This is a genomic window from Stenotrophomonas sp. STEN023, assembly GCF_056760135.1.
This window is the reverse complement of record NZ_JBRREF010000006.1, coordinates 15,121-35,743: the sequence shown is the minus strand read 5'-3', so window position 1 is coordinate 35,743 and position 20,623 is coordinate 15,121. Positions and strand designations below refer to the sequence as shown.

23 protein-coding genes are annotated in these 20,623 nt (G+C 60.8%); 7 read left to right on the top strand and 16 right to left on the bottom strand.

Annotation, left to right across the window (positions count from 1 at the left end; genetic code table 11):
* Positions 1 to 69 precede the first annotated feature (69 nt).
* The 12 genes from ACVOLV_RS02705 to ACVOLV_RS02650 all read right to left on the bottom strand — a co-directional run bounded on the left by ACVOLV_RS02705 (position 70) and on the right by ACVOLV_RS02650 (position 11,240).
* Complete coding sequence (locus ACVOLV_RS02705) at positions 70 to 1,473, bottom strand: mannose-1-phosphate guanylyltransferase/mannose-6-phosphate isomerase (RefSeq protein WP_481553019.1); 1,404 nt, start codon at positions 1,471 to 1,473, stop codon at positions 70 to 72.
* A gap of 13 nt (positions 1,474 to 1,486) precedes the next feature.
* Positions 1,487 to 2,848 carry a phosphohexomutase domain-containing protein gene (locus ACVOLV_RS02700; protein WP_481553077.1) on the bottom strand — a complete coding sequence of 454 codons (1,362 nt, stop codon included), beginning with the start codon at positions 2,846 to 2,848 and terminating at the stop codon, positions 1,487 to 1,489.
* A 182-nt stretch (positions 2,849 to 3,030) separates the two neighbouring features.
* Entirely contained in the window at positions 3,031 to 4,167 is a 1,137-nt protein-coding gene (gene rffA / locus ACVOLV_RS02695; RefSeq protein WP_481553018.1) for a dTDP-4-amino-4,6-dideoxygalactose transaminase, read from the bottom strand.
* 30 nt (positions 4,168 to 4,197) lie between these two features.
* The gene (locus ACVOLV_RS02690; protein WP_481553017.1) at positions 4,198 to 4,821 is read right to left on the bottom strand and encodes a class I SAM-dependent methyltransferase; all 624 of its coding nucleotides are present in this window, start codon (positions 4,819 to 4,821) and stop codon (positions 4,198 to 4,200) included.
* Positions 4,822 to 4,823: 2 nt separating this feature from the next.
* Positions 4,824 to 5,189 carry an EamA family transporter gene (locus ACVOLV_RS02685; RefSeq protein ID WP_481553016.1) on the bottom strand — a complete coding sequence of 122 codons (366 nt, stop codon included), beginning with the start codon at positions 5,187 to 5,189 and terminating at the stop codon, positions 4,824 to 4,826.
* A 231-nt stretch (positions 5,190 to 5,420) separates the two neighbouring features.
* Positions 5,421 to 6,716 carry an ANL family adenylate-forming protein gene (locus ACVOLV_RS02680; RefSeq protein ID WP_481553015.1) on the bottom strand — a complete coding sequence of 432 codons (1,296 nt, stop codon included), beginning with the start codon at positions 6,714 to 6,716 and terminating at the stop codon, positions 5,421 to 5,423.
* Positions 6,716 to 7,393, bottom strand: coding sequence for an SDR family NAD(P)-dependent oxidoreductase (locus ACVOLV_RS02675; protein WP_481553014.1), 678 nt, complete (start codon positions 7,391 to 7,393; stop codon positions 6,716 to 6,718). The genes ACVOLV_RS02680 and ACVOLV_RS02675 overlap by 1 nt, the downstream gene beginning before the upstream one ends.
* Entirely contained in the window at positions 7,390 to 7,674 is a 285-nt protein-coding gene (locus ACVOLV_RS02670; protein WP_481553013.1) for an acyl carrier protein, read from the bottom strand. The genes ACVOLV_RS02675 and ACVOLV_RS02670 overlap by 4 nt, the downstream gene beginning before the upstream one ends.
* Before the next feature lie 19 nt (positions 7,675 to 7,693).
* Positions 7,694 to 8,464, bottom strand: a complete 771-nt coding sequence (locus tag ACVOLV_RS02665; protein WP_481553012.1) for a hypothetical protein — start codon at positions 8,462 to 8,464, stop codon at positions 7,694 to 7,696.
* On the bottom strand, positions 8,461 to 9,372 hold the full coding sequence (locus ACVOLV_RS02660) for a glycosyltransferase family 2 protein (RefSeq protein ID WP_481553076.1): 912 nt from the start codon (positions 9,370 to 9,372) through the stop codon (positions 8,461 to 8,463). The genes ACVOLV_RS02665 and ACVOLV_RS02660 overlap by 4 nt, the downstream gene beginning before the upstream one ends.
* A 186-nt stretch (positions 9,373 to 9,558) precedes the next feature.
* Entirely contained in the window at positions 9,559 to 10,494 is a 936-nt protein-coding gene (locus tag ACVOLV_RS02655; RefSeq protein ID WP_481553011.1) for an electron transfer flavoprotein subunit alpha/FixB family protein, read from the bottom strand.
* On the bottom strand, positions 10,494 to 11,240 hold the full coding sequence (locus tag ACVOLV_RS02650; protein WP_481513749.1) for an electron transfer flavoprotein subunit beta/FixA family protein: 747 nt from the start codon (positions 11,238 to 11,240) through the stop codon (positions 10,494 to 10,496). The genes ACVOLV_RS02655 and ACVOLV_RS02650 overlap by 1 nt, the downstream gene beginning before the upstream one ends.
* A 246-nt stretch (positions 11,241 to 11,486) precedes the next feature.
* On the opposite strand from ACVOLV_RS02650, the gene rfbB reads away from it, so the two are divergent.
* The 7 genes from rfbB to ACVOLV_RS02615 all read left to right on the top strand — a co-directional run bounded on the left by rfbB (position 11,487) and on the right by ACVOLV_RS02615 (position 17,129).
* On the top strand, positions 11,487 to 12,542 hold the full coding sequence (gene rfbB, locus ACVOLV_RS02645; protein WP_481553010.1) for a dTDP-glucose 4,6-dehydratase: 1,056 nt from the start codon (positions 11,487 to 11,489) through the stop codon (positions 12,540 to 12,542).
* Positions 12,543 to 12,593: 51 nt separating this feature from the next.
* Positions 12,594 to 13,481 (top strand): glucose-1-phosphate thymidylyltransferase RfbA, encoded by an 888-nt coding sequence (gene rfbA, locus ACVOLV_RS02640; protein ID WP_481553009.1) that lies wholly within the window; start codon positions 12,594 to 12,596, stop codon positions 13,479 to 13,481.
* Positions 13,478 to 14,035, top strand: coding sequence for a dTDP-4-dehydrorhamnose 3,5-epimerase (rfbC, locus tag ACVOLV_RS02635; RefSeq protein WP_481553008.1), 558 nt, complete (start codon positions 13,478 to 13,480; stop codon positions 14,033 to 14,035). The genes rfbA and rfbC overlap by 4 nt, the downstream gene beginning before the upstream one ends.
* A complete protein-coding gene (rfbD, locus tag ACVOLV_RS02630; protein ID WP_481553007.1) occupies positions 14,032 to 14,931 on the top strand; it encodes a dTDP-4-dehydrorhamnose reductase in 900 nt (299 codons plus the stop codon). Before rfbC ends, rfbD begins: the two co-directional genes overlap by 4 nt.
* A gap of 192 nt (positions 14,932 to 15,123) precedes the next feature.
* Positions 15,124 to 15,855: a CoA transferase subunit A gene (locus ACVOLV_RS02625; protein WP_481534597.1), complete on the top strand. Its 732-nt coding sequence runs from the start codon at positions 15,124 to 15,126 to the stop codon at positions 15,853 to 15,855.
* 1 nt (position 15,856) lies between these two features.
* Positions 15,857 to 16,489 (top strand): CoA transferase subunit B, encoded by a 633-nt coding sequence (locus ACVOLV_RS02620; protein ID WP_481553006.1) that lies wholly within the window; start codon positions 15,857 to 15,859, stop codon positions 16,487 to 16,489.
* A 40-nt stretch (positions 16,490 to 16,529) separates the two neighbouring features.
* Positions 16,530 to 17,129 (top strand): alpha-ketoglutarate-dependent dioxygenase AlkB family protein, encoded by a 600-nt coding sequence (locus ACVOLV_RS02615; RefSeq protein WP_481553005.1) that lies wholly within the window; start codon positions 16,530 to 16,532, stop codon positions 17,127 to 17,129.
* On the opposite strand, the gene ACVOLV_RS02610 is transcribed toward ACVOLV_RS02615, so the two are convergent.
* Genes ACVOLV_RS02610 through ACVOLV_RS02595 form a run of 4 tightly spaced genes read right to left on the bottom strand, consistent with a single transcriptional unit; the run spans position 17,083 to position 20,581 of the window.
* Complete coding sequence (locus ACVOLV_RS02610) at positions 17,083 to 17,730, bottom strand: ABC-type transport auxiliary lipoprotein family protein (RefSeq protein ID WP_481553004.1); 648 nt, start codon at positions 17,728 to 17,730, stop codon at positions 17,083 to 17,085. The two genes, ACVOLV_RS02615 and ACVOLV_RS02610, sit on opposite strands and share 47 nt — an antisense overlap.
* Entirely contained in the window at positions 17,727 to 18,653 is a 927-nt protein-coding gene (locus tag ACVOLV_RS02605; RefSeq protein WP_481553003.1) for an MlaD family protein, read from the bottom strand. Before ACVOLV_RS02605 ends, ACVOLV_RS02610 begins: the two co-directional genes overlap by 4 nt.
* A gap of 1 nt (position 18,654) precedes the next feature.
* On the bottom strand, positions 18,655 to 19,464 hold the full coding sequence (locus ACVOLV_RS02600; protein ID WP_481553002.1) for an ABC transporter ATP-binding protein: 810 nt from the start codon (positions 19,462 to 19,464) through the stop codon (positions 18,655 to 18,657).
* A gap of 4 nt (positions 19,465 to 19,468) precedes the next feature.
* Entirely contained in the window at positions 19,469 to 20,581 is a 1,113-nt protein-coding gene (locus tag ACVOLV_RS02595) for an ABC transporter permease (protein WP_481553001.1), read from the bottom strand.
* Positions 20,582 to 20,623 lie beyond the last annotated feature (42 nt).

Genomic DNA, 20,623 nt, shown 5'->3' with positions numbered 1-20,623 from the left:
CTACAGGGCTTCCGCTGATTGGCTATAAAAAAAGCCCTGCTTGTGCAGGGCTTTTCCAGGTGTGAACGATCAGGCGCGTCCGTAACTATCCTCGAAGCGCACAATGTCGTCTTCGCCCAGATAGCTGCCGGACTGTACTTCAATCAGCTCGAGCGGTAGCTTGCCTGGATTCTTCAGGCGATGGGTTACGCCAAGTGGAATATAGGTGCTTTGATTCTCGGTCAGGAGGATCACATCCTCGCCTCGGGTAACCTCAGCCGTACCACTGACGACAATCCAGTGCTCCGCGCGATGGTGGTGCATCTGCAGGCTCAGGGTGGCGCCGGGATTGACCGTAATACGTTTGACCTGGAAGCGAGTGCCGTTATCGATCGAGTCGTATGCGCCCCAGGGGCGATAAACCTTCCGGTGTGCGCTGGCCTCGCTACGCCCTTCTTTCTTGATCCGGGCGACGATTTCCTTGACGTCCTGAACACGATCCTTGTGGCCGACAAATACCGCATCGTCGGTCTCCACAACAACGGTGTCCTGCAAGCCGACCATGGCGATCAGTCGGTTGCCATAGGCATAGCTGTCTTTACAGTCCAGTGCGATGACGTCGCCATGGCAGGCATTTCCATTGCTGTCCTTGTCTGATACTTCCCAGAGGGCTGACCAGGAGCCCACGTCATTCCAGCCTGCATCCAGCGGTACAACAGCAGCGTCGACGGTTTTTTCCATTACCGCGTAATCGATCGAATCACTTGGGCTTGCAGCGAATGCTTCTGCGTCAAGACGTATGAAGTCGTTGTCGCGCCCGGCGTTGTCGAGCGCGTTGCGGCAGGCTGCGAGAATGGCTGGCTGCAGATTTTCCAGTTCATTCAAGTAGCGCGATGCCTTGAACAGGAACATGCCGCTATTCCAGAAGAACTCGCCTGAACTGACATACTGTTTGGCGGTTTGCAGATCTGGCTTCTCCACAAATCTCTCAACCGGGCGCACGCCTTCACCGATTACTGCCTTGATGTAGCCGTAACCTGTCTCGGGGGCGGTTGGCACAATACCGAATGTCACCAACTTGCCGGATTCAGCCGCGATGGCGGCCTGTGCCACGGCCTGGTGGAATGCGTGTTGGTCGCGGACCACATGGTCAGAGGGTAGTACCAGCAGCAGGGCGTCTTCACCAGTTGCCAGTGCCTGCAGGGCGGCGATGGCGATAGCGGGGGCAGTATTGCGGCCTACCGGTTCGAGGATCAGTGCCTGTGGGGTAACCTTGCACTCACGCAGTTGCTCGGCCGCCATGAACCGATGTTCCTGGTTGGCAACAACAATAGGAGGTGCGCCAGCAATCTGCGCAACACGCTTCCAGGTTGCCTGCAGCATCGTGTCCTTGCCGACCAGTGGCAGGAACTGCTTGGGGTAGGCTTCGCGGGAAAGTGGCCACAGGCGGGTGCCAGAACCACCGGAAAGAATGACGGGAACAATGGGCAACATGTATGCGTCCTGGTCAGTGTTGGTCTGTGCTGCCGCCGATAAGGGCGGTGAGCTCTTCAGTGCGGGTGCGCAGCAATTGTGTATCGCCACGCGTCTCCACATTCAGACGTAGAAGCGGCTCGGTATTCGAACTGCGTAGATTGAAGCGCCATTGATCGAATTCGGCGCTGACGCCGTCAGTGTAGTCGAGGACGGGATTCTGATCTGTGTAGTGCGCCATCACGCGTGCCACGGTTGCTTTTGCGTCGTCGACCCGGAAGTTGATTTCACCACTGCAAGGGAAGGCTTTCATGCGATCTGCGACCAGGTCGCCCAAGCTGGTACCGCTCTGCGATACGAGTTCGGCGATCAGCAGCCACGGGATCATGCCCGAGTCGCAATACGCGAACTCACGGAAATAGTGGTGAGCACTCATTTCGCCGCCGTAGATTGCGTCTTCGGCACGCATGCGTTCCTTGATGAAAGCGTGGCCGGTTTTGCTCATGATCGGTATGCCACCGGCTTGCTCGACCATCTCCACCGTGTTCCAGGTCAGGCGAGGATCATGAATGATCTTGCCGCCCGGATTGCGTTTCAGCAGTGCGGTGGCGAGCAGACCAACCAGGTAATAACCTTCGATGAAGTTGCCCTGCGCATCAAAGAAGAAGCAACGGTCAAAGTCGCCATCCCAGGCGATGCCGAAGTCGGCATCATGGGTGCGCACGGCGTTGGCGGTTGCGTCACGATTCTCGATCAACAACGGATTGGGAATGCCGTTGGGAAAGCGCCCATCAGGTTCATGCTGGATGCGAATGAACTCAAATGGAAGGTGAGGGGCCAACTGGTCGATTACCAGGCCAGCACCACCGTTGCCGGCATTGACGACGATCTTCAATGGCTTCAGCACACTGCTGTCGATATAACCCAGAAGATGGGCAATGTAGTCACGCTTGTCCGGGTCCTGGAAGAGCTTGCCCTCGCCGCCAGCAGGCAACTCACTGGCAGTTGCGGCGTAGTCGCGCACGTCAAACAAGCCAGTATCGCCGCTGATCGGACGCGAGTGTTCGCGTACGAGCTTCATGCCGTTGTAATCCATGGGATTGTGGCTTGCTGTCACCATCACGCCCCCGGCAGCGCTGCGGTGAAAGGTCTGGAAATAGACTTCTTCGGTCCCACACAGGCCAATGTCGATCACGTCACGGCCTGCATTGCGGAAGCCTTGAGCCAAGGCCTGATGAAGCTCTGGACTGCTCAAGCGGATGTCATAGCCCAGAACCACGGGGCCAGGGCCGAGCAAGGTATCGGTACCTGCACCAATGCGTTCGGCCAAGGTGGGGTTCAGTTCTTCCGGCACCCGCCCGCGGATGTCATAGGCTTTGAAGCAGGGGAGCGTCATAGATTCCGGTCCTTGCAGGGGAACGCCCAATTATAGCGACAGGCCATGTAAGGGCGGGTCAGCCTTGAGCAGGGAGGCTTGGCCAAGGATTCAGGTTGCCTTGCCGCCAGCCGGGACCGGACAAGCTTGCTGGGGGCGATATCGCGCTAGCTCCCTGGCGGCCTGGGCGCCAGGGGCCGCACTCAGGCGAGTGCAGCCTGGAGCGCCAGGTCGGCTTGCTCAAGAATCGTTTCCATCTGTTGCTCAACACCTACCCACAGAGGCATTCGAACCAGGCGCACACTGATGTCATCGGTTACGTCCATCAACGAACCGCACCGTCCGTATGCTTGGCCGGCCGGGGAGGAATGCAACGGGATGTAGTGGAACACCGTCTGCACGCCACGTTGCTTCATCTCCGAAATGAAGCGGGTACGGGTCTCAAGTGAAGGCAGCAACAGGTAGTACATATGTGCATTGTGGGTGCAGTGGGCAGGTACCGTCGGCCGTTGCACGCTGCCATTGCGTTCGTGGGCTTCGGCCCAAGCGTGGTAGCTGTCCCATATTGCCAGTCGTTTCTCGGTGATCTGTTCGGCCGCGTCCATCTGGGCGGAGAGGAAGGCGGCGGTGATCTCGCCGGGCAGGAAGGACGAGCCAACATCCACCCAAGTGTATTTATCCACTTGGCCGCGGAAGAAGCGGCTGCGGTTGGTGCCCTTTTCCCGGATGATCTCAGCGCGCTCGGCATGGGTCCGGTCGCGGCAAAGCAATGCGCCGCCCTCGCCTGAGATGATGTTCTTGGTTTCATGGAAGCTCAATGCGCCGAGCTCGCCGATGGTGCCCAATGGGCGGCCCTTGTAAGTGGACATGATGCCTTGTGCGGCATCTTCCACCACGGCCAAACCATGTCTAGCGGCAATATCGAGGATCGTATCCATCTCGCACGCGACACCTGCATAGTGCACTACGCAGATCGCCTTGGTCCGAGGTGTGATTGCAGCTTCGACCAAGGTTTCATCGATGTTGAGCGTATCGGCGCGTATGTCGATGAACACCGGCACTGCGCCGCGCAGGACGAAGGCATTGGAGGTGGACACAAACGTATAGGACGGCATGATCACTTCATCGCCCGGTGTCAGATCCAGCAACAGGGCTGCCATTTCCAACGCGGCGGTGCAGGAGTGGGTCAGCAGCGAACTGCTGGCGCCGGTGCGTTCAGTCAGCCATGCATTGCATTGTTTGGTGAACGGGCCATCCCCGCTCAGATGACCGTTGCTGTGCGCGCGGCCGATATTCACCAGCTCCTGGCCGGTCATATAAGGCTTGTTGAACGGGATCACTGCTGCTCCTGATAGCGGCTGGCAAAGGGCCTAGCGCACACATTCCATGACGTAATGGGTGTAAGGGACGTAGAGCATATCGGTTCTGACCCGAGCCTCTACCTTGTCGAACTCCGCCTCACCCAGAGCTCTATAGGCTTCGGGGGTGCGGATGCTCTGCCCGCGGTCACGCGAGATCAGGGCGCGAGCGATGGTGGACTGGCCATCTACGTAGGTGCCGTCCAGCGAAATAAAGCGCCCGCCCGGTTTCAGTGCCGCGTGGGCGGTTCGCATCAATGCGCGTGCCTGATCGTCGTCCAGATGGTGGAGGATACCGATTGCCAGCACCAGATCGGCGCGTTGTTCGTCGCTGCCTGCAACCTGGTAGTTGGAAACATCCATGCATTCGAACTGGGCCATGCCATAGCGATGGCGCGCTGCCTCGATATAGGGCTCGGAAAGATCGAATCCCACATAATGCAATCCGTCAGGGAGCTGACTGAAGAGTTCACCGGTACCACAGCCGATATCCAGAAGGCGGTCGCCCGGACGGGGCCTGATGTGATCAGCAATCAACTTGGAGCGAGCACGTTTGGCGCCAAGCAGGTTTTGCAGAAAGTCGTAGATTCGCGGGTGCGAAAGTACTGCGTGTAAGCCATCCGTTTTCTGTGCCATTTTCAAGTCCCTGAGCGTGAAAGAACCACTACCCCCAAAATGATCAGGGCGGTGCCCGCGATCTTATGCGAGTCGAAAGACTCCCGGAAGAGCCAGACAGTCAATATCGCCACCAACGGGAAGCTCAAGGCGGTAAAGGGATAGGCTTTGCTCAAGGGCATGCGCCCGATGGCTGCCATCCAGCACAGCGACGCGCCAAATGCCGCGGCGAAGGCACTGATGACCCAGGGATTCAATAGCAGGGTCAGGATCGCGCGCGGATTCAAACCGTCGATGGTCGCTCCTGGATTCAGTCCTACCTGCCACTTCAGCGTAATTTGGCCGTAGACAGTCAGAAGTATGGTCAGGGCGATAAAGACGTAGCTCATGGATGCTGGATTCAGAGTGGAGGCGGGTTGAAGGCAGAACTTGCTGTGCAGCCAGATGGTTCACGAAGCGATTGATTCGGGCGATTGCCTGCATCGGTCAGCAGGGCGCTGCCTGCCTTGGCGTGGGGAGCGAACAGAACGCTCCCCACGCTTGTTTGCCAAAGTCATGCGCTTCATCGATTCCCCCAGGACGCATCATGAGGCGCGCCTGGGGTGAGGTCGCGAGGATGTTCACTTCTTCTTGAAGCGATGGCCGACCTGGATCGCGCCAAGCTTGACCCGTCTCGGCTGCATATGCGGCTGCAGGCGTGCTGCGAGAAACTCGCGTAGTTGCGGAATCTGTACGTCAGAGCCCGCCGATGCTTCGACCACCAATTCCACATGCTGCCCGGTGATCGGGTTCTCGCGTGCGAAAGCTTGCGCCTGCGCTATACCTGGAAATTCCAATGCATGCCGTTCGATCTCCGATGGCATGACCTTGAGCCCGCCGACATTGATTACATCACTGATCCGGCCAGTGACTTTGATGTATTCATCGCGGGTTTCAACGATGTCCTTGGTGTCGTACCAGCCGTCCTCATCAAAAGGCGACGGCGCATTGAGATAGCCAAGCATGCGGGTTGCAGAGCGAATTTTCAGGACGTCGTCTACTACCTTGGACTCGACTCCTTCTCCGCCGATCTTCATGAAAAGACTATCCCGCGACTCGGACTTCACGCGAAGAATGCCGAGCTCGGACATGCCGAATGTCTGCCGGAAATCAACGGCGGGCAGCAGCTCACACAGCGCGCTCAGCGTTGGCTGATCCATCCGTTCGGTGCCATACGTGACTACCTTTATCGACGGTGGAAATGCATCCGGGATGAGTCCGCTCATCAGTAGCATGCGAAGGAAGGTCGGCGTGGTGGGCAGTACCTCTACCTGATACTTGCGGCAGGTTTCCAGCACACCCTCGACCGAGCGTTCGCTGGGCGAGATGACTACGCCGCGATTGAAGACCGTGTGCAACAGTGTATTGATGCCGCCAATATGATCGAACAACAGAAAACTCAACGTCCGGAATGTCGGGCGTGGCTGACTGAAGCGCTGCAGGAACAATGTCATGTCATGCAGGATGCCCTTGGGCCTGCCGGTTGTTCCTGTTGAAAACAGAACCAACCCGGCATGCCCGATATCACGCAGTCGAGTTACCAGTGGGTTGGTGTTCTCAACCGTGCGCCGGGTGACATTGCTGCCTTCGATGACCACGTCGACCGCGGCAGTCTCGAAGAAGTAGTCGTGATCCTGTGCCGTTTCCCGCGTGAGTGGGACGAGGATGACCTTCAGGTCGATCAGCCGCAGCAGGCATGCAATCGCAGAGGGCTCAAAGTCGCCAATCAATGCAACCACATCCCCAGGCCGGACGAGTGACAGGTCGGTGTTGTTGCTGCTCTGTACATCCGAGAAGCGGAGTTCATTGCCCTGATAGATAAGGAAGGGTTCATGCGAGCCTTCCCACCTTTCCTGCAAGAGTTCCAGCAGTTTCATCATGCACCTCCTATGTGAATAACCTGCCCGGTAACCGCGCGCGCCGTTGGAGCAAGCAGCATATCCACGGTGTCGCAGACGGCATCGCGGTCAAATACGGTGCGGATAATCTGTTGTTGGACGATGGCGTCGATCTGGCTGTTGCTGATTCCCCTCAGCAGCTCCGTGCGGATCGGGCCCGGGGCGATGCAGTTCACGGTGATTCCGAAGTCTGCCATCTCACGTGCGAATGCTCTTGAAAAGCCCTCGACACCGGCTTTCGATGCTACATAGATCGACTCGCCCTTGAGTCCGAGGTGTACGGCGATGGTGCTGAAATTTATGATGCTTCCTGTCTTTCTGCGGATCATCAGAGGAGCGATGGTCTGGCAGGCGAAGATCGAACCCATGAGATTGGTTTCGATCACATGACGGGTAGTACTCTCTGGAGTGGTTACGGCCAGGTTCATCGATGCGACACCGGCAACATTGATGAGTGCCTCTACCTGCGCCTTTTCCCGCTTCAGGTTCTGTGCCAGCGAGCGCCATCCTTCATAGGAGGTTACGTCCAGCGGGAGCATGCGGTAGCTGGCTTCTGTGGGAGTGCGGGCAAGCCCAACCACATCGGCGCCTGCTGCGCTGAGTCGTTCGCATACTGCAGCTCCCAGGCCTCGGCTGGCTCCAGTGACGAGGATCATTGGACTTGCGCGGCCTGTTGCGTGGCAAATTCGGTCGCCAATGACCCTGCAGTCCTGAACATGCTGCGTGAACGGGACATTGCGGTTTCCGAGGTCCAGTCGAAATCAAAGCCATGGTCGCTGGCGAGATCTTCCAGTTCCACGCAAAGCTCCACGAGCTTGATGGAGTCAAGTACGCGACCTTCGCCTATGAGCGAGGATTCCGCAGTAATCGTAGTCCCCGGGACCTCGCTCAGCGACGCGATGATCTCAAGAATCTTTGGAGTCAGGTCGGTCTTCATTTGCGGTGGTTGCCTTTAATCAGTCAATTGAGTTTTGCCACTTCCGGAATCCGTAGTGCACTGAGGTCACCGAGAATCCAAGTCGCAGGTAAAGATTGAGCATTGGGATGTTTGCCGCCGACACCATGGCCTGGTAGCGCGTTGCCCCCATGTCGTTGAGCCTTTGCAAGGCAGCTACCCACAAGGGAAGTGCAAGCATGGGATAGCTGGATGAGACGCCATACAGGATGAGGTCGGCAACGCCGTCCGCGTTTATCGTGTCGGCGATAAAGCCGATGTTCTTGCCGTGCAGTCGCGCGCTGCTGAGGCTCTCACGTTCATGCAGGTCATCGAGCCAGCCGCTGGTGCGTGCTCGCGCCAGCTGGGGTTGGATGGTCGGGTCTTCAAGAAAACGGCCATGGTGGAAGTCGCTGAACGCGATGTCCCTGAGCTCGTCAAGGTCTTCAGGCGACGGTGCGCCCAGCTCCAGTTTCAGCGATTTCGATACTCTGGGCCACTCTTCGGTTCTTGCACGAGACAATAGGATTGAGGTCTCGATGAAGTGATAGCCGTGGTTCTGTAGCGCTTCCTTGAGCTGCGGGGCGTCTGTAGCAATCCGTCCAAAGCTGTATTCGATGCGATGTTCCAGAAGCCAGGCATCAACGTGCGTCCACAGCTCGGAAAGCTCGTTGCCGGTTCCGGTGATTTCCAATAGCTCTGCGGTGCGCAGGCCAAGGCTTCGTTGGTCCCAAGGCGTCAGCCGCAGGCGCGCTGTGGCGTTTCCCTGGCGAAGTTCGACGTGCTGGTTCATGACGCTGTTTTCTCAGCAAGGATGAAGCTGGGGCGTCCCTGTGCATTGCGGAACACCTGGCCGACATACAGGCCGACGATTCCAAGGCTGAAAAGAACCAGGCCACTGCTGAGCCAGATCGACGCCACGATGCTTGTGAAACCAGCTACTGCCACATCGCCGGACAACCAGCGCAGCACCGCAAAGCCAACCAGCAGGAAGGCAAATGCCGAAGCGGCCATGCCAAGACCTGCAACCATGCGAAGGGGCTTTTCGGAGTAGCTCAGCGATATCTCAAGTGCCAGTTTGAGCAGCTTCCTGAGGTTGTAGCTGCTCTGGCCGTGGGTTCTACGACCATGTTCCACCGGCAGGAACGACATGTTGAAACCGACCCACTTGATCATCAAGGGGAAGCAACGATCCCGTTCCGGCATTGCGTCTACCGCGTCGATGACGGCGCGACGGAACACGCCGAAGTTGGCAGTACTTGAGTCCTGTTTGATCCCGGTGAGCCAAGTAAGAAGCTTGAAGAACGCCCACGAGGAAAAACGTTTGAGCGCACCGTCCTGACGTTGCACGCGCTGGGCAAAGACGATGTCATGGTTGCCTTGTACCGCGTGCCGATAAAGCCGCGGGATCTCCGAGGGGATGTCCTGCAGATCGCAATCCATAACGACCACCCACTCGCCACGCGCCTGCTTGACGCCTGCTGAAATCGCGGCATGTTGGCCGAAGTTACGCGCCAAGCGAACTCCGTGCAGCCAGCGATGGGTCGCTGAAAGCTCGACGATCCGCTGCCACGATCCATCCGGGCTCGCATCATCAACGAGAATGAGCTCAAAACTTCGGCCCAATTCGCTGATGCTGGAAGCAACTTGGTCGACCAGATCTTCCAGGCAACCGACGCAGCCGTATACCGGGGAAACAATCGAGATATGGGGGGGCGGCCGAGTGCTGCGCGCCGGCAGGAGGGGAATCTGCGGCCGGTTGCTGCGTTTGGTTATCTGTCATGGCTCGGCAGAATCATCTTGATGCGATGATTGTAGCTGAAAACCAGCCTGCCGCTTGCTCAGGGTCGGGGCGCTCCAGCTCGGCAGCGCCCTGATCCTGATGGTTTACAGGGCCGCTTCCAGCTCGGGCAGCAAGGTGAACAGATCACCCACCAAGCCAATATCGGCAATCTCAAAGATCGGCGCATCGCCGTCCTTGTTGATGGCGACGATGGTGCCTGCGTCCTTGATGCCGGTCAGGTGCTGGATGGCGCCAGAGATGCCCACGGCGATGTACAGCTCCGGCGCGATGATCTTGCCGGTCTGGCCGACCTGCATGTCGCTGGGCACGTACCCTGCGTCCACCGCGGCGCGCGAGGCACCAACGCCGGCGCCGAGCTTGTCGGCCAACGCATAGATCACCTTGAAGTTCTCTTCCGAGCCTACGCCGCGGCCGCCAGAGACCACGCGCTTGGCACTCTGCAGGTCGGGGCGGTCGCTCTTGCCAGCCGCCAGGCCGATGAAGCGGGTATGGCCGGGCAGGGCGGCGTCGACACTCAGTGCCTCGATCGGAGCGTTGTTGCCCTTGGCCGCTTCCTGCCAGGAGGCGGCGCGTACGGTGGCGACGACGACCTGGTCGGCGGGCACCTCGACGGTGATGATGGCATTGCCGGCGTAGATCGGGCGCTTGAACGTATGCGCACCTTCTACCGACATCAGGTCCGAGACCTGGTTGACGCCGAGCAGAGCGGCCACGGCCGGCATCACATCCTTGCCGGTGGTGGTCGACGGGCCGAATACATGGCTGTAGCCAGCCGCAGCCTTGGCGATCTGCGGTGCCTGTACCTGTGCCAGCGCGTGCTCATTGGCCGGATTGGCGATGGTCAGTACCTTGCTGACGCCGGCGATCTGCGCGGCTTCAGCAGCGATGGCGGCCGGGTCGGCGGCCAGCACCAGCACGTGGATATCGCCGCCCACTGCGGTTGCTGCCGACACGGTCTTGGCGACGGCGCTGTTGAGCTTGCCGTCCAGGTGTTCGGCGATGACGAGAATCTTGGCCATTACAACAACCCCTTCTGCTTGAGTGCGGCTACCAGTTCGGCAGCATCCTTCACCATCACGCCCTTGCTGCGCTTGGACGGCGCGGCGTACTGGGTGGTCTTGAACGTGTCGGCGGCTTCAACACCGAGGTCAGCCAGCTGCAGGGTTTCCAGCGGCTTGGCCTTGGCCTTCATGATGTCCGGCAGCTTGATGAAACGCGGCTCGTTCAGGCGCAGGTCGGTGGTGATCACCGCCGGCAGATCGACTTCCAGTGTTTCCAGACCGGCGTCGACTTCACGGGTAACCGTGGCCTTGCCGTCGGCGATCTCAACCTTGGAGGCGAAGGTGGCCTGCGGACGCGCCCACAAAGTGGCCAGCATCTGCCCGGTCTGGTTGGCGTCGTCGTCGATCGCCTGCTTGCCGAGGATGACCAGGTCTGGCTGTTCCTTCTCAACCAGCTTGAGCAGCGTGCGGGCGGCGGTCAGCGGCTGGATGGCCTGGTCGGTGACCACGTGGATGGCACGGTTGGCGCCCATGGCCAGGCCGTTGCGCAGGTGCGCCTGGGCATCGGCCGGGGCGATGGTGGCCACGATCACTTCCGTGGCGATGCCCTTGTCGCGCAGGCGCAGGGCTTCTTCCAGGGCGATTTCATCGAACGGATTCGGCGAGAGCTTGACGCCATCGGTGACAACGCCGGAACCATCCGGCTTGACTTGAATGCGGACGTTGTAGTCCACCACGCGCTTGTACGCGACGAGGATTTTCATGTGCTGCGGGGTCCTTCGGTTGCTGATCGGGGGGCCGGCGCGGGCCGGGGACAAGTTTTCTCGATTCTAGCCGGGTTATAGGCTCCATGCGAATGCGTATGGTGCGAAACAGGACGGCCATATGTCCGGACAATGTCCGACTACTGTGGTTTCGTTGTCAATGGTGCAGGCCTGGCAACGGGGCGCGTTATATCCTTGTAGAGATTGTTTGCTGCCCAGCAGACGCAACAACGGGAGTATCACCGCGTGACCACATGGCTTGTGACCGGCGGCGCCGGCTTTATCGGCGGTAATTTTGTATTGGAAGCTGTAGCCAAGGGCATCCGGGTCATCAATCTGGATGCATTGACCTACGCCGGCAACCTGAAGACGCTGGACAGCCTGCAGGGCAATCCGGATCACCTGTTCGTCCGTGGCGATATCGGTGACAGCGCGCTGGTGGCTGGCCTGCTGGCGGAACACCGCCCCGATGCGGTGCTGAATTTTGCCGCCGAGAGCCATGTGGACCGTTCGATCGACGGCCCGGGAGCCTTCATCCAGACCAATGTGGTTGGTACGCTTGGCCTTCTGGAGGCCGTGCGCGACTACTGGAAGGCGCTGCCAGCTGATGAAGCGGGTGCATTCCGTTTCCTGCATGTCTCCACCGATGAGGTCTACGGCACGCTGGGTGAAACCGGCAAGTTCAGCGAAACTACGCCCTATGCCCCGAACTCACCGTACTCGGCGTCCAAAGCAGCGTCCGATCATCTGGTGCGGGCATTCCACCACACCTACGGTCTGCCAGTGCTGACCACCAACTGCTCGAACAACTACGGTCCGTACCACTTCCCGGAGAAGCTAATTCCGCTGGTGATTGCCAAGGCCTTGGCCAGCGAGCCGTTGCCGGTGTACGGCGACGGCAAACAGGTGCGCGACTGGTTGTTTGTTGCTGATCATTGCGAGGCGATCCGCTGCGTATTGGCCAAGGGCAAGGTTGGCGAGACCTACAACGTCGGTGGCAATTCCGAAAAGCAGAATATCGAAGTAGTGCAGGCGATCTGCGCGTTGCTGGACGCACGCCGCCCGCGCGCCGACGGCAAGTCACGCCGCGAACAGATCACCTATGTCACCGATCGCCCCGGCCATGATCGCCGCTATGCAATCGATGCTTCCAAGCTCAAGAACGAACTGGGATGGGAGCCGAAGTACACCTTCGAACAAGGCATCGCATTCACCGTCGACTGGTATCTGGAAAACCAGCAGTGGGTAAACGACGTGCTGGACGGCAGCTATCGCTTGCAGCGCATCGGTACCGAAGCCTGATATCGAGGATCCAGCGCCCGCATGTCTGTGCGGGCCAACAAGGGAACAACCATGACGCAACGTAAAGGCATCATCCTGGCTGGCGGCTCTGGTACGCGGCTGTATCCGATCACCAAGGGCATCAGCAAGCAATTGCTGCCGGTCTATGACAAGCCCATGATCTATTACCCGCTCAGTGTCTTGATGCTGGCGGGGATCCGCGAGGTGCTGATCATCAATACCCCGCACGAACAAGCCTTGTTCCAGCAGTTGCTGGGTGATGGTTCGCAATGGGGAATGGATATCCAGTATGCCGTGCAGGCCAGTCCGGATGGTTTGGCGCAGGCCTACCTGATTGGTCGCGATTTTGTCGGCGGCAAGCCCAGCTGTCTGGTGCTCGGGGACAATATTTTCCACGGTACCGGTCTTCGTGAGGTGCTGAAACGTGCCGATGCACGCGACACCGGTGCCACGGTGTTTGGGTATTGGGTCAGTGACCCTGAGCGCTATGGTGTTGCCGAGTTCGGCAAAGACGGCAAGGTTGTCGGATTGGTTGAGAAGCCGGCCGAACCGCGCTCCAACTATGCAGTGACCGGCTTGTACTTCTACGACGGCAACGCGAGCGACTATGCCGCCGAGTTGAAGCCATCGCCGCGTGGTGAGCTGGAGATCACGGACCTGAATCAACGCTACCTGGATGAAGGCAAGCTGCAGCTGGAACCGCTTGGGCGTGGCTATGCCTGGTTGGACACCGGCACCCATGTTTCTTTGCTGGAGGCGTCGAATTTCATCGAGACCATCCAGACCCGCCAAGGCCTGCAGGTGTGCTGTCCTGAAGAAATTGCTTATGGTCAGGGTTGGATCACTGCCGAACAGCTCGAAGCACTGGCTGCACCATTGTCAAAAAATGGGTATGGACAGTATCTACAGAAGCTTCTGCAGCGGGGTGTTGTTCCGTGAAAGTGATAAAAACCGCCATGCCCGGATGCGTTGTCATTGAGCCGGCGGTGTTTGGTGATGCGCGAGGGTTCTTCTTTGAATCCTGGAATGCGGAGCGCTTTGCTGCGCTCGGGCTGCCTGGGAATTTTGTGCAAAGCAATGTCTCGTCCTCCAGCAAGGGAGTTTTGCGCGGCTTGCATTATCAATGGCCACGGCCCCAGGGAAAGCTGGTCAGCGTGCTGGAGGGTGAGGTGTATGACGTGGCAGTGGATATCCGTCGCGGCTCGCCTACCTTTGGCCGTTGGGAGGCCGTGATCCTCAGTGGAGAGAACAAGCGGCAGTTCTGGATACCGGAAGGGTTTGCACACGGGTTTGCGGTGCTTTCGGAGAGTGCGGTTTTCAGTTATCTGTGCACCGACGTCTACGTCAAGGAAGCCGATTCTGGCATTCGCTGGGATGACGCCACGTTGGCGGTGGACTGGCCGATCAGTGCTCCCATCCTCTCGGCGAAGGACGAGAACACGCCCTTTCTAAGGGACATCGCAGAAGATTGCCTGCCGGTCTACAGGGTATGACGGTTCTGTTGTTCGGCGGTAATGGTCAAGTTGGTCATGAACTGTTGCGCGCGCTGGCTCCGCTCGGCCGCGTAGTAGCCACCACGCGCAGCGGCAAGCTCGCCGATGGCAGTGCCTGCGAGGTCGCGGATCTCGATGCACCTGAAAGCCTGCCCGCGCTATTGGATCGTCTGCAACCCGCAATCGTGGTCAACGCTGCAGCCTACACCGCAGTGGACAGGGCTGAGCAGGAGCCGGAGGCTGCGTTCCGGGTCAATGCACAGGCGCCGGGTGTAATCGCGCAGTGGTGCGCGGCACATGGTGTACCGATGGTGCATTACTCCACCGACTACGTGTTCAACGGCCAGGGCGTTGCACCTTATGTTGAAAGCGAAACAACTGCACCGCTCGGCGTCTATGGCACCAGCAAGCGCGACGGCGAAGATGCTGTACGGGCCGCAGGGGGGCGTCATCTGGTCTTTCGCACCGCCTGGGTGTACGCCTCGCACGGCAGCAACTTCCTGCGCACCATGCTGCGCGTCGGCGCCGAGCGCGATGAAGTGCGGGTGGTGGCAGATCAGGTTGGGACGCCGACACCGGCGGCACTGATCGCCGATGTCACTGCACAGGTACTGCAGCATCCGGGGAATTTGTCAGGAACATGGCATCTGACTGCATCCGGACATACCAGTTGGCACGGTTTTGCCGAAGCGATCTTCAAGGAGGCGGTCGCTGCGGGCGTGCTGGCAAAAGCGCCCACTGTGCAAGCGATCTCCAGCGCGCAGTACCCAACGTTGGCGCAGCGTCCGGCTTGGTCCGTGCTGGACACTACCAAGCTGCAGCGTGATTTCAACCTCACATTGCCAGCTTGGCAGGACGCACTGCGGTGCGTTGTCGGTGAGCTGGCAGGCCACTAACCGGGGCCGTTGATTGTGTCGCGTTTGCGGTAACTGCGTTGGTGCCGCAGTTGTTGATCGGGTCTGGGGAGCTGTGCCCGATGAACAGGTCTGCATACTGGTCGGAATTGCCGCGCTGGCCGAAAGTCCAAGGGGGTTGCCCCTGCGGTATGGCTAGAATATGGGCATCTTCAGCACTGTGAGCGTGATGCGATGAGCGATCTCTCCCCGACCCGGCAACGCGGCAAGGTTTTTGCCAGCGCCGCCGACGCCCTGGCCGGCATCGTGGCCGATGGGCAAACCCTTGCCGTAGGTGGCTTTGGCCTGTGTGGCATCCCCGAGGCACTGATTGCCGCGCTGCGCGACAGCGGGGTCAAGGGCCTGACCGCGATTTCCAATAATGCCGGCGTCGATGGTTTCGGCCTGGGCCAGCTGCTGGAGACCCGCCAGATCAAGAAGATGATTTCGTCCTATGTGGGCGAGAACAAGGAGTTCGAGCGCCAGTACCTGGCCGGCGAGCTGGAGCTGGAGTTCAACCCGCAGGGCACCCTGGCCGAGCGCCTGCGTGCCGGCGGCGCTGGCATCCCGGCGTTCTTCACCGCGACCGGCTACGGCACCATCGTTGCCGAAGGCAAGGAGACCCGTGAGATCGACGGCAAGCACTACGTGCTGGAAACCGCACTCAAGGCCGACGTCTCGCTGGTTAAGGCGTGGAAGGCGGACGAGGCCGGCAACCTGTTGTTCCGCAAGACCGCGCGCAACTTCAATCCGGCCTGCGCGATGGCTGGCAAGGTCTGCGTGGTGGAAGTGGAGGAGATCGTGGCGGTGGGCGCCATCGATCCGGATCAGGTCCACCTGCCCGGCATCTACGTCGATCGCATCGTATTGAACGCAACGCCGGAGAAGCGCATCGAACAGCGCACCGTGCGTCAGGAGGGGAACTGAGATGGCCTGGACCCGTGACGAAATGGCACAGCGCGCCGCGCGCGAACTGACTGATGGCGCCTACGTGAATCTGGGCATCGGCCTGCCGACGCTGGTGGCCAACCATATCCCCGAAGGTGTGGATGTATGGCTGCAGTCCGAAAATGGCCTGCTCGGCATCGGCCCGTTCCCGACCGAAGCGGAAGTGGATGCTGACCTGATCAACGCCGGCAAGCAGACCGTCACCGCGCGTGCGGGTGCCAGCTACTTCGGCAGCCACGACTCGTTCGCGATGATCCGCGGTGGCCACATCAACCTGGCCATCCTTGGCGCGATGCAGGTCACCGACAAGGGTGATCTGGCCAACTGGATGGTGCCGGGCAAGATGGTCAAGGGCATGGGCGGCGCGATGGACCTGGTTGCCGGCGTGCAGCGCGTGGTGGTGCTGATGGAGCACACCGCCAAGAACGGCGAGCACAAGATCCTGCCGGACTGCACGTTGCCGTTGACTGGTGTTGCCGTGGTCGATCGCGTCATCACCGACCTGGCAATCTTCGATGTGACCGCCGATGGACTGGTGCTGGTGGAAGCCGCGCCAGGTGTCAGCGATGAAGAGCTGAAAGAGAAGACCGGCGTGCCGTTCCGGCGTGCCTGAGTGAAAGGGCGGGGCGGCCTCGTCGCCCCGCATCTTTGTGATGTTGTTTCCCGACACGTTGACCGACGTCGAACAACTGCCGGCCTGGTTGCCGGCGGAGCAGGCCGATGCCCTGCTGCTTGCTCTGCGCACGCAGGTGCCTTGGGAAATCCACCGCATCCGCATGTTTGGCCGCTTGCTGGATTCGCCGCGCTTGAGTTGCTGGATGGGCGATGCCGATGCGCATTACCGGTATTCGGGCGCCGATTTCCTTCCGCACGCTTGGGCGCCTGCAGTGCTGGAGTTGCGTGAACAGCTGCAGCAGGCCTGTGCAGCCCCCTTCAACAGCGTGCTGCTCAACCGCTACCGCGATGGTCGTGACAGCATGGGCTGGCATAGCGATGACGAGCCCGAACTGGGGGCTACGCCAGTGATTGCCTCGCTGAGCCTGGGTGCTGCGCGGCGCTTTCTACTGCGCCGACGCGATGATCCCGCGCAGAAGGCCGAGTACCTGCTCGGCCATGGTGATCTGCTGCTGATGCGCGGGCATTGCCAGCGCGACTATCAGCATGCGCTGCCCAAGACTGCGCGGGTGTCGGGCGAGCGCATCAACCTTACTTTCCGCCAGATCGCAGCTGTGCCGCGTCGCGCTGGCCGCTGAGCAGGGTCCAGCCGATCAGTTCGACGCTGGTCTTGCTCAACGCTGCTTCGAAGGCGGCGGCGACGCTGCTGATCTCGGCGCTGGCAGCTGGTTCGGCGACGACGAAGGTGCGGGCGGCAACCACGCGCTGGTCCAGGCTGTGGATGAGCTTTGCGTTGAGTTCGATGGTTGCTGCCGGTAGCTCGCCGCCACGGTAGTCCGATTCGAAACGGCGCAGGTCGGTGGTCAGCTTGTAGTCGGAGCGGATACCGGTGGCGATGCGCGCAACGGCGTCGATCTTTCCCGAATCCTCGAAGCCGCGCAGCAAGGTGTCTTCCAGGATATCGGTGGCCGGCTGTGACCAAGTGGCGCCACGATAGACCTCCAGTTCGCCTGGCGTCGGCCGCACGTTGATGCGTGGGCTGTCGATCAGGCGGGCGGCGCTGGGCTTGGCGATGGCCAGCTGCCAGCTCACCTGCGGCCACGCCGGATCGGCTTGTACCCGCACCTGCGGCGCGTAGATGGTGGTGGACTGGCGGTCACCGCCGGCCAAAGCCGAACAGCCGGCCAGCGCCAGCAGGCAGACAGGTGCGAGCAGCTTGATCAGGGGAATGCGCTTCATTTGGGTTCGAACTCCTTCGGGGCGTCGCGGCCGAGCAGGTAGCGCGCCGGGTTGTTCTCCAGCCGGTCGCTGACCCGGCGCAGGTCGCGGATCAGGCCGCGCAATTCGGTCAGGGTCGGGCCGAGCTGGGCCAGGCCGTCGTTGGCAAAGCTGTTGATGGCTGCGCGGTTCTCGCCAAGGATGGCGTCGGCATTGCCAGCGGCCGAGTCAAGCTTGGCCAGGCTTGCATCAAGCTTGTCCATCGTCGCCGGCAGCTCCCGCAGCACGTTCTCGTCCAGGTTCTTGATGGCGCCGTTGGCCGAACCCAGGGTGAGGTTGAGGTTGCGCGCCGCATCGCGGGCTTCCACCAGCAAGGCCTGGGTGCCTTCATCGCGGTCGGCCAGGCCGCCGCTGATGGTTTCCAGATGGGCCAGGGTGGTGGTGATCTTGCGGACGTTCTCATCGCTGAGCAGTTCGTCCATGCGCTCGACCACGCGGTTGGCCACGTCGGTGATGTTCTGCAGGGCCGAGGGCGCGGCGGCGATGGTCGGCACCGGCTCCTTGCTGACTGCGGTAAGCGCGGCAGCCTGCGGGGTGCCGCCGCTGAGCTGGATGATCGACGGCCCGGTCAGGCTGGTGATGGCCAGCTTGGCGCGGGTGTCGGTCTTGACCGGCGTGGTGGAGTTGAGGCGCAGCTTGGCCACCACTTTGCGCGGGTCATCCGGGGCCAGGGTCAGCTCGGTGATCGAGCCGACCGCGATGCCGTTGTATTGCACTGGGCTGCCCACCGATAGACCGGTCACCGCTTCGGTGAACACCACCTGGTACTCCTGCCAGGTACGGTCGGAGGAGTATTTGGCTGCCCATAGTCCAAAGGCGAGCAGGGCAACGCCGATGAGCAGAGTGAAGGCACCGATCAGGACGTAGTTGGCTTTGGTTTCCATATCAAGCGTGCTCGTGCTGGAGGCCGCGCGCAGCGCGGGCGCGGGGGCCGTGGAAGTATTCGCGTATCCACGGATGGTCGAGTTGTTCAATTTCGGGTAACGGGGCGTTGGCGATGACCTTGTTGTCGGCCAGCACCGCGACGCGGTCACAGATGGCGTAGAGCGTGTCCAGATCGTGGGTGATCAGGAACACGGTCAGGCCCAGGGCTTCCTGCAGGGTCTTGATCAGGCGGTCGAATGCGGCTGCGCCGATCGGATCGAGGCCGGCGGTTGGTTCGTCCAGGAACAGCAAGGGCGGATCCAGCGCCAGTGCACGGGCCAGACCGGCGCGTTTGCGCATGCCGCCGGAGAGCTGCGAAGGGAGTTTGTTGATGGCATCGGCGGGCAGGCCGGCCAGTTTCACCTTCAACAATGCCAGCTCGTAGTGCCAGCGCTCGCTGAGTTCGGGATGATGCTCTTTCAGTGGCACCTGCACGTTCTCGCCAACCGTCAGCGAGGAGAACAGCGCGCCGTCCTGGAACAGCACGCCGGTATTGCGCTCGATGCGCAGGCGGTCGGCCGGGTTGCCCGAGCGCGCATCCACGCCCAGCACTTCAATCTGCCCGGCATCGGGCGTGCGCAGGCCAAGGATCGAACGCATCAACACCGATTTGCCGGTACCCGAGCCGCCGACCACGCCGAGGATTTCGCCCCGGCGCACGTCCAGATCCAGCCCGTCGTGCACGGTCTGGCTGCCAAAGCGATTGAGCAGCCCGCGTACGCGGATGGCCAGATCGCTGCCGTCGGTGTTGGCGTTCTCCATCGTGCTCATCGCATCACCAGCCCATGTGCATGAACCACAACGCGGCCAGCGCGTCGAGGATGATGACCAGCGAAATCGTCTGCACCACGCTGGATGTGGTGCGTTCGCCGACCGACTGTGCCGTGCCTTCCACCTTCAGGCCTTCCAGGCAGCCGATCAGGGCGATGATCAGCGCGAACACCGGTGCCTTCGACAGACCGACCAGCATGTGTCGCACCTCGATGGTGTCGTGCATGCGCGCCAGGTACATCTGCGGCGGGATATCCAGGTCGAACGCGCCAACGGTGACGCCGCCGGCCAGGCCAGCGATCATCGCCACGAAGGTCAGCAGCGGCAGCATGATCAGCAGGGCGACCACGCGCGGCAGCACGAGCAGGTCGATCGGGTCCAATCCGAGTGTCTGGATGGCGTCGATCTCCTCGCGCGCCTTCATTGCACCGATCTGCGCGGTGAAGGCGCTGGCGGTGCGGCCGGCCAGCACGATGGCGGTGAGCAGCACCGCGAATTCGCGCAGGAAGGCGATGGAGACCAACTCCACCACGTAAATCTCCGCACCGAAGTCGCGCAGGATAGTGGAGCCGAGGAAGGCGATCACCGCGCCCACCAGATACGACAACAGGGCCACCAGTGGCACCGCGTTCAGCCCAACCTCTTCCATCTGGTTGACCGCAGCGGTGAGCCGGAAGCGGCGGGGCTGGCGGAACAACCGCGCCAGCTTGGCCAGGTTCTCGCCGAGGAAATTGACCAGCACCACGATGTTGCCGGCAATGGCATGTACCGAGCGGCCGAGGCGATCCAGGGCTGCCGCCACACCGAAGTCGCGCTGCGGTTTGGGCCGCTCGTCGGCGACTTCCTCGATGGTGCAGACCAGCGCCTGATGGTCGGCGCGAAACTGCAGCGCATCATCCGGCAGGCCCAGCTTGTGCGCGTAGCGCAGCAGCAGCAGAACCCCGGCCGAATCCAGCCGGTCGATGGCGCGTGCATCAATGCCGGTTACCGCCCCGGTCTGGGCATGCAGCACCTCGCTCGAGCGCAGCGCGGTCGCCAAGGTCCAATTGCCGGAAAGCCTGAGCAGGCCGTCCGCATCGGCAGGCAGAGCGCAATCGGGCGGTGGAATGTCTTTCATGGTCACCATTGGATACGGAGAATACCCTGTCCGCCCTTCAAG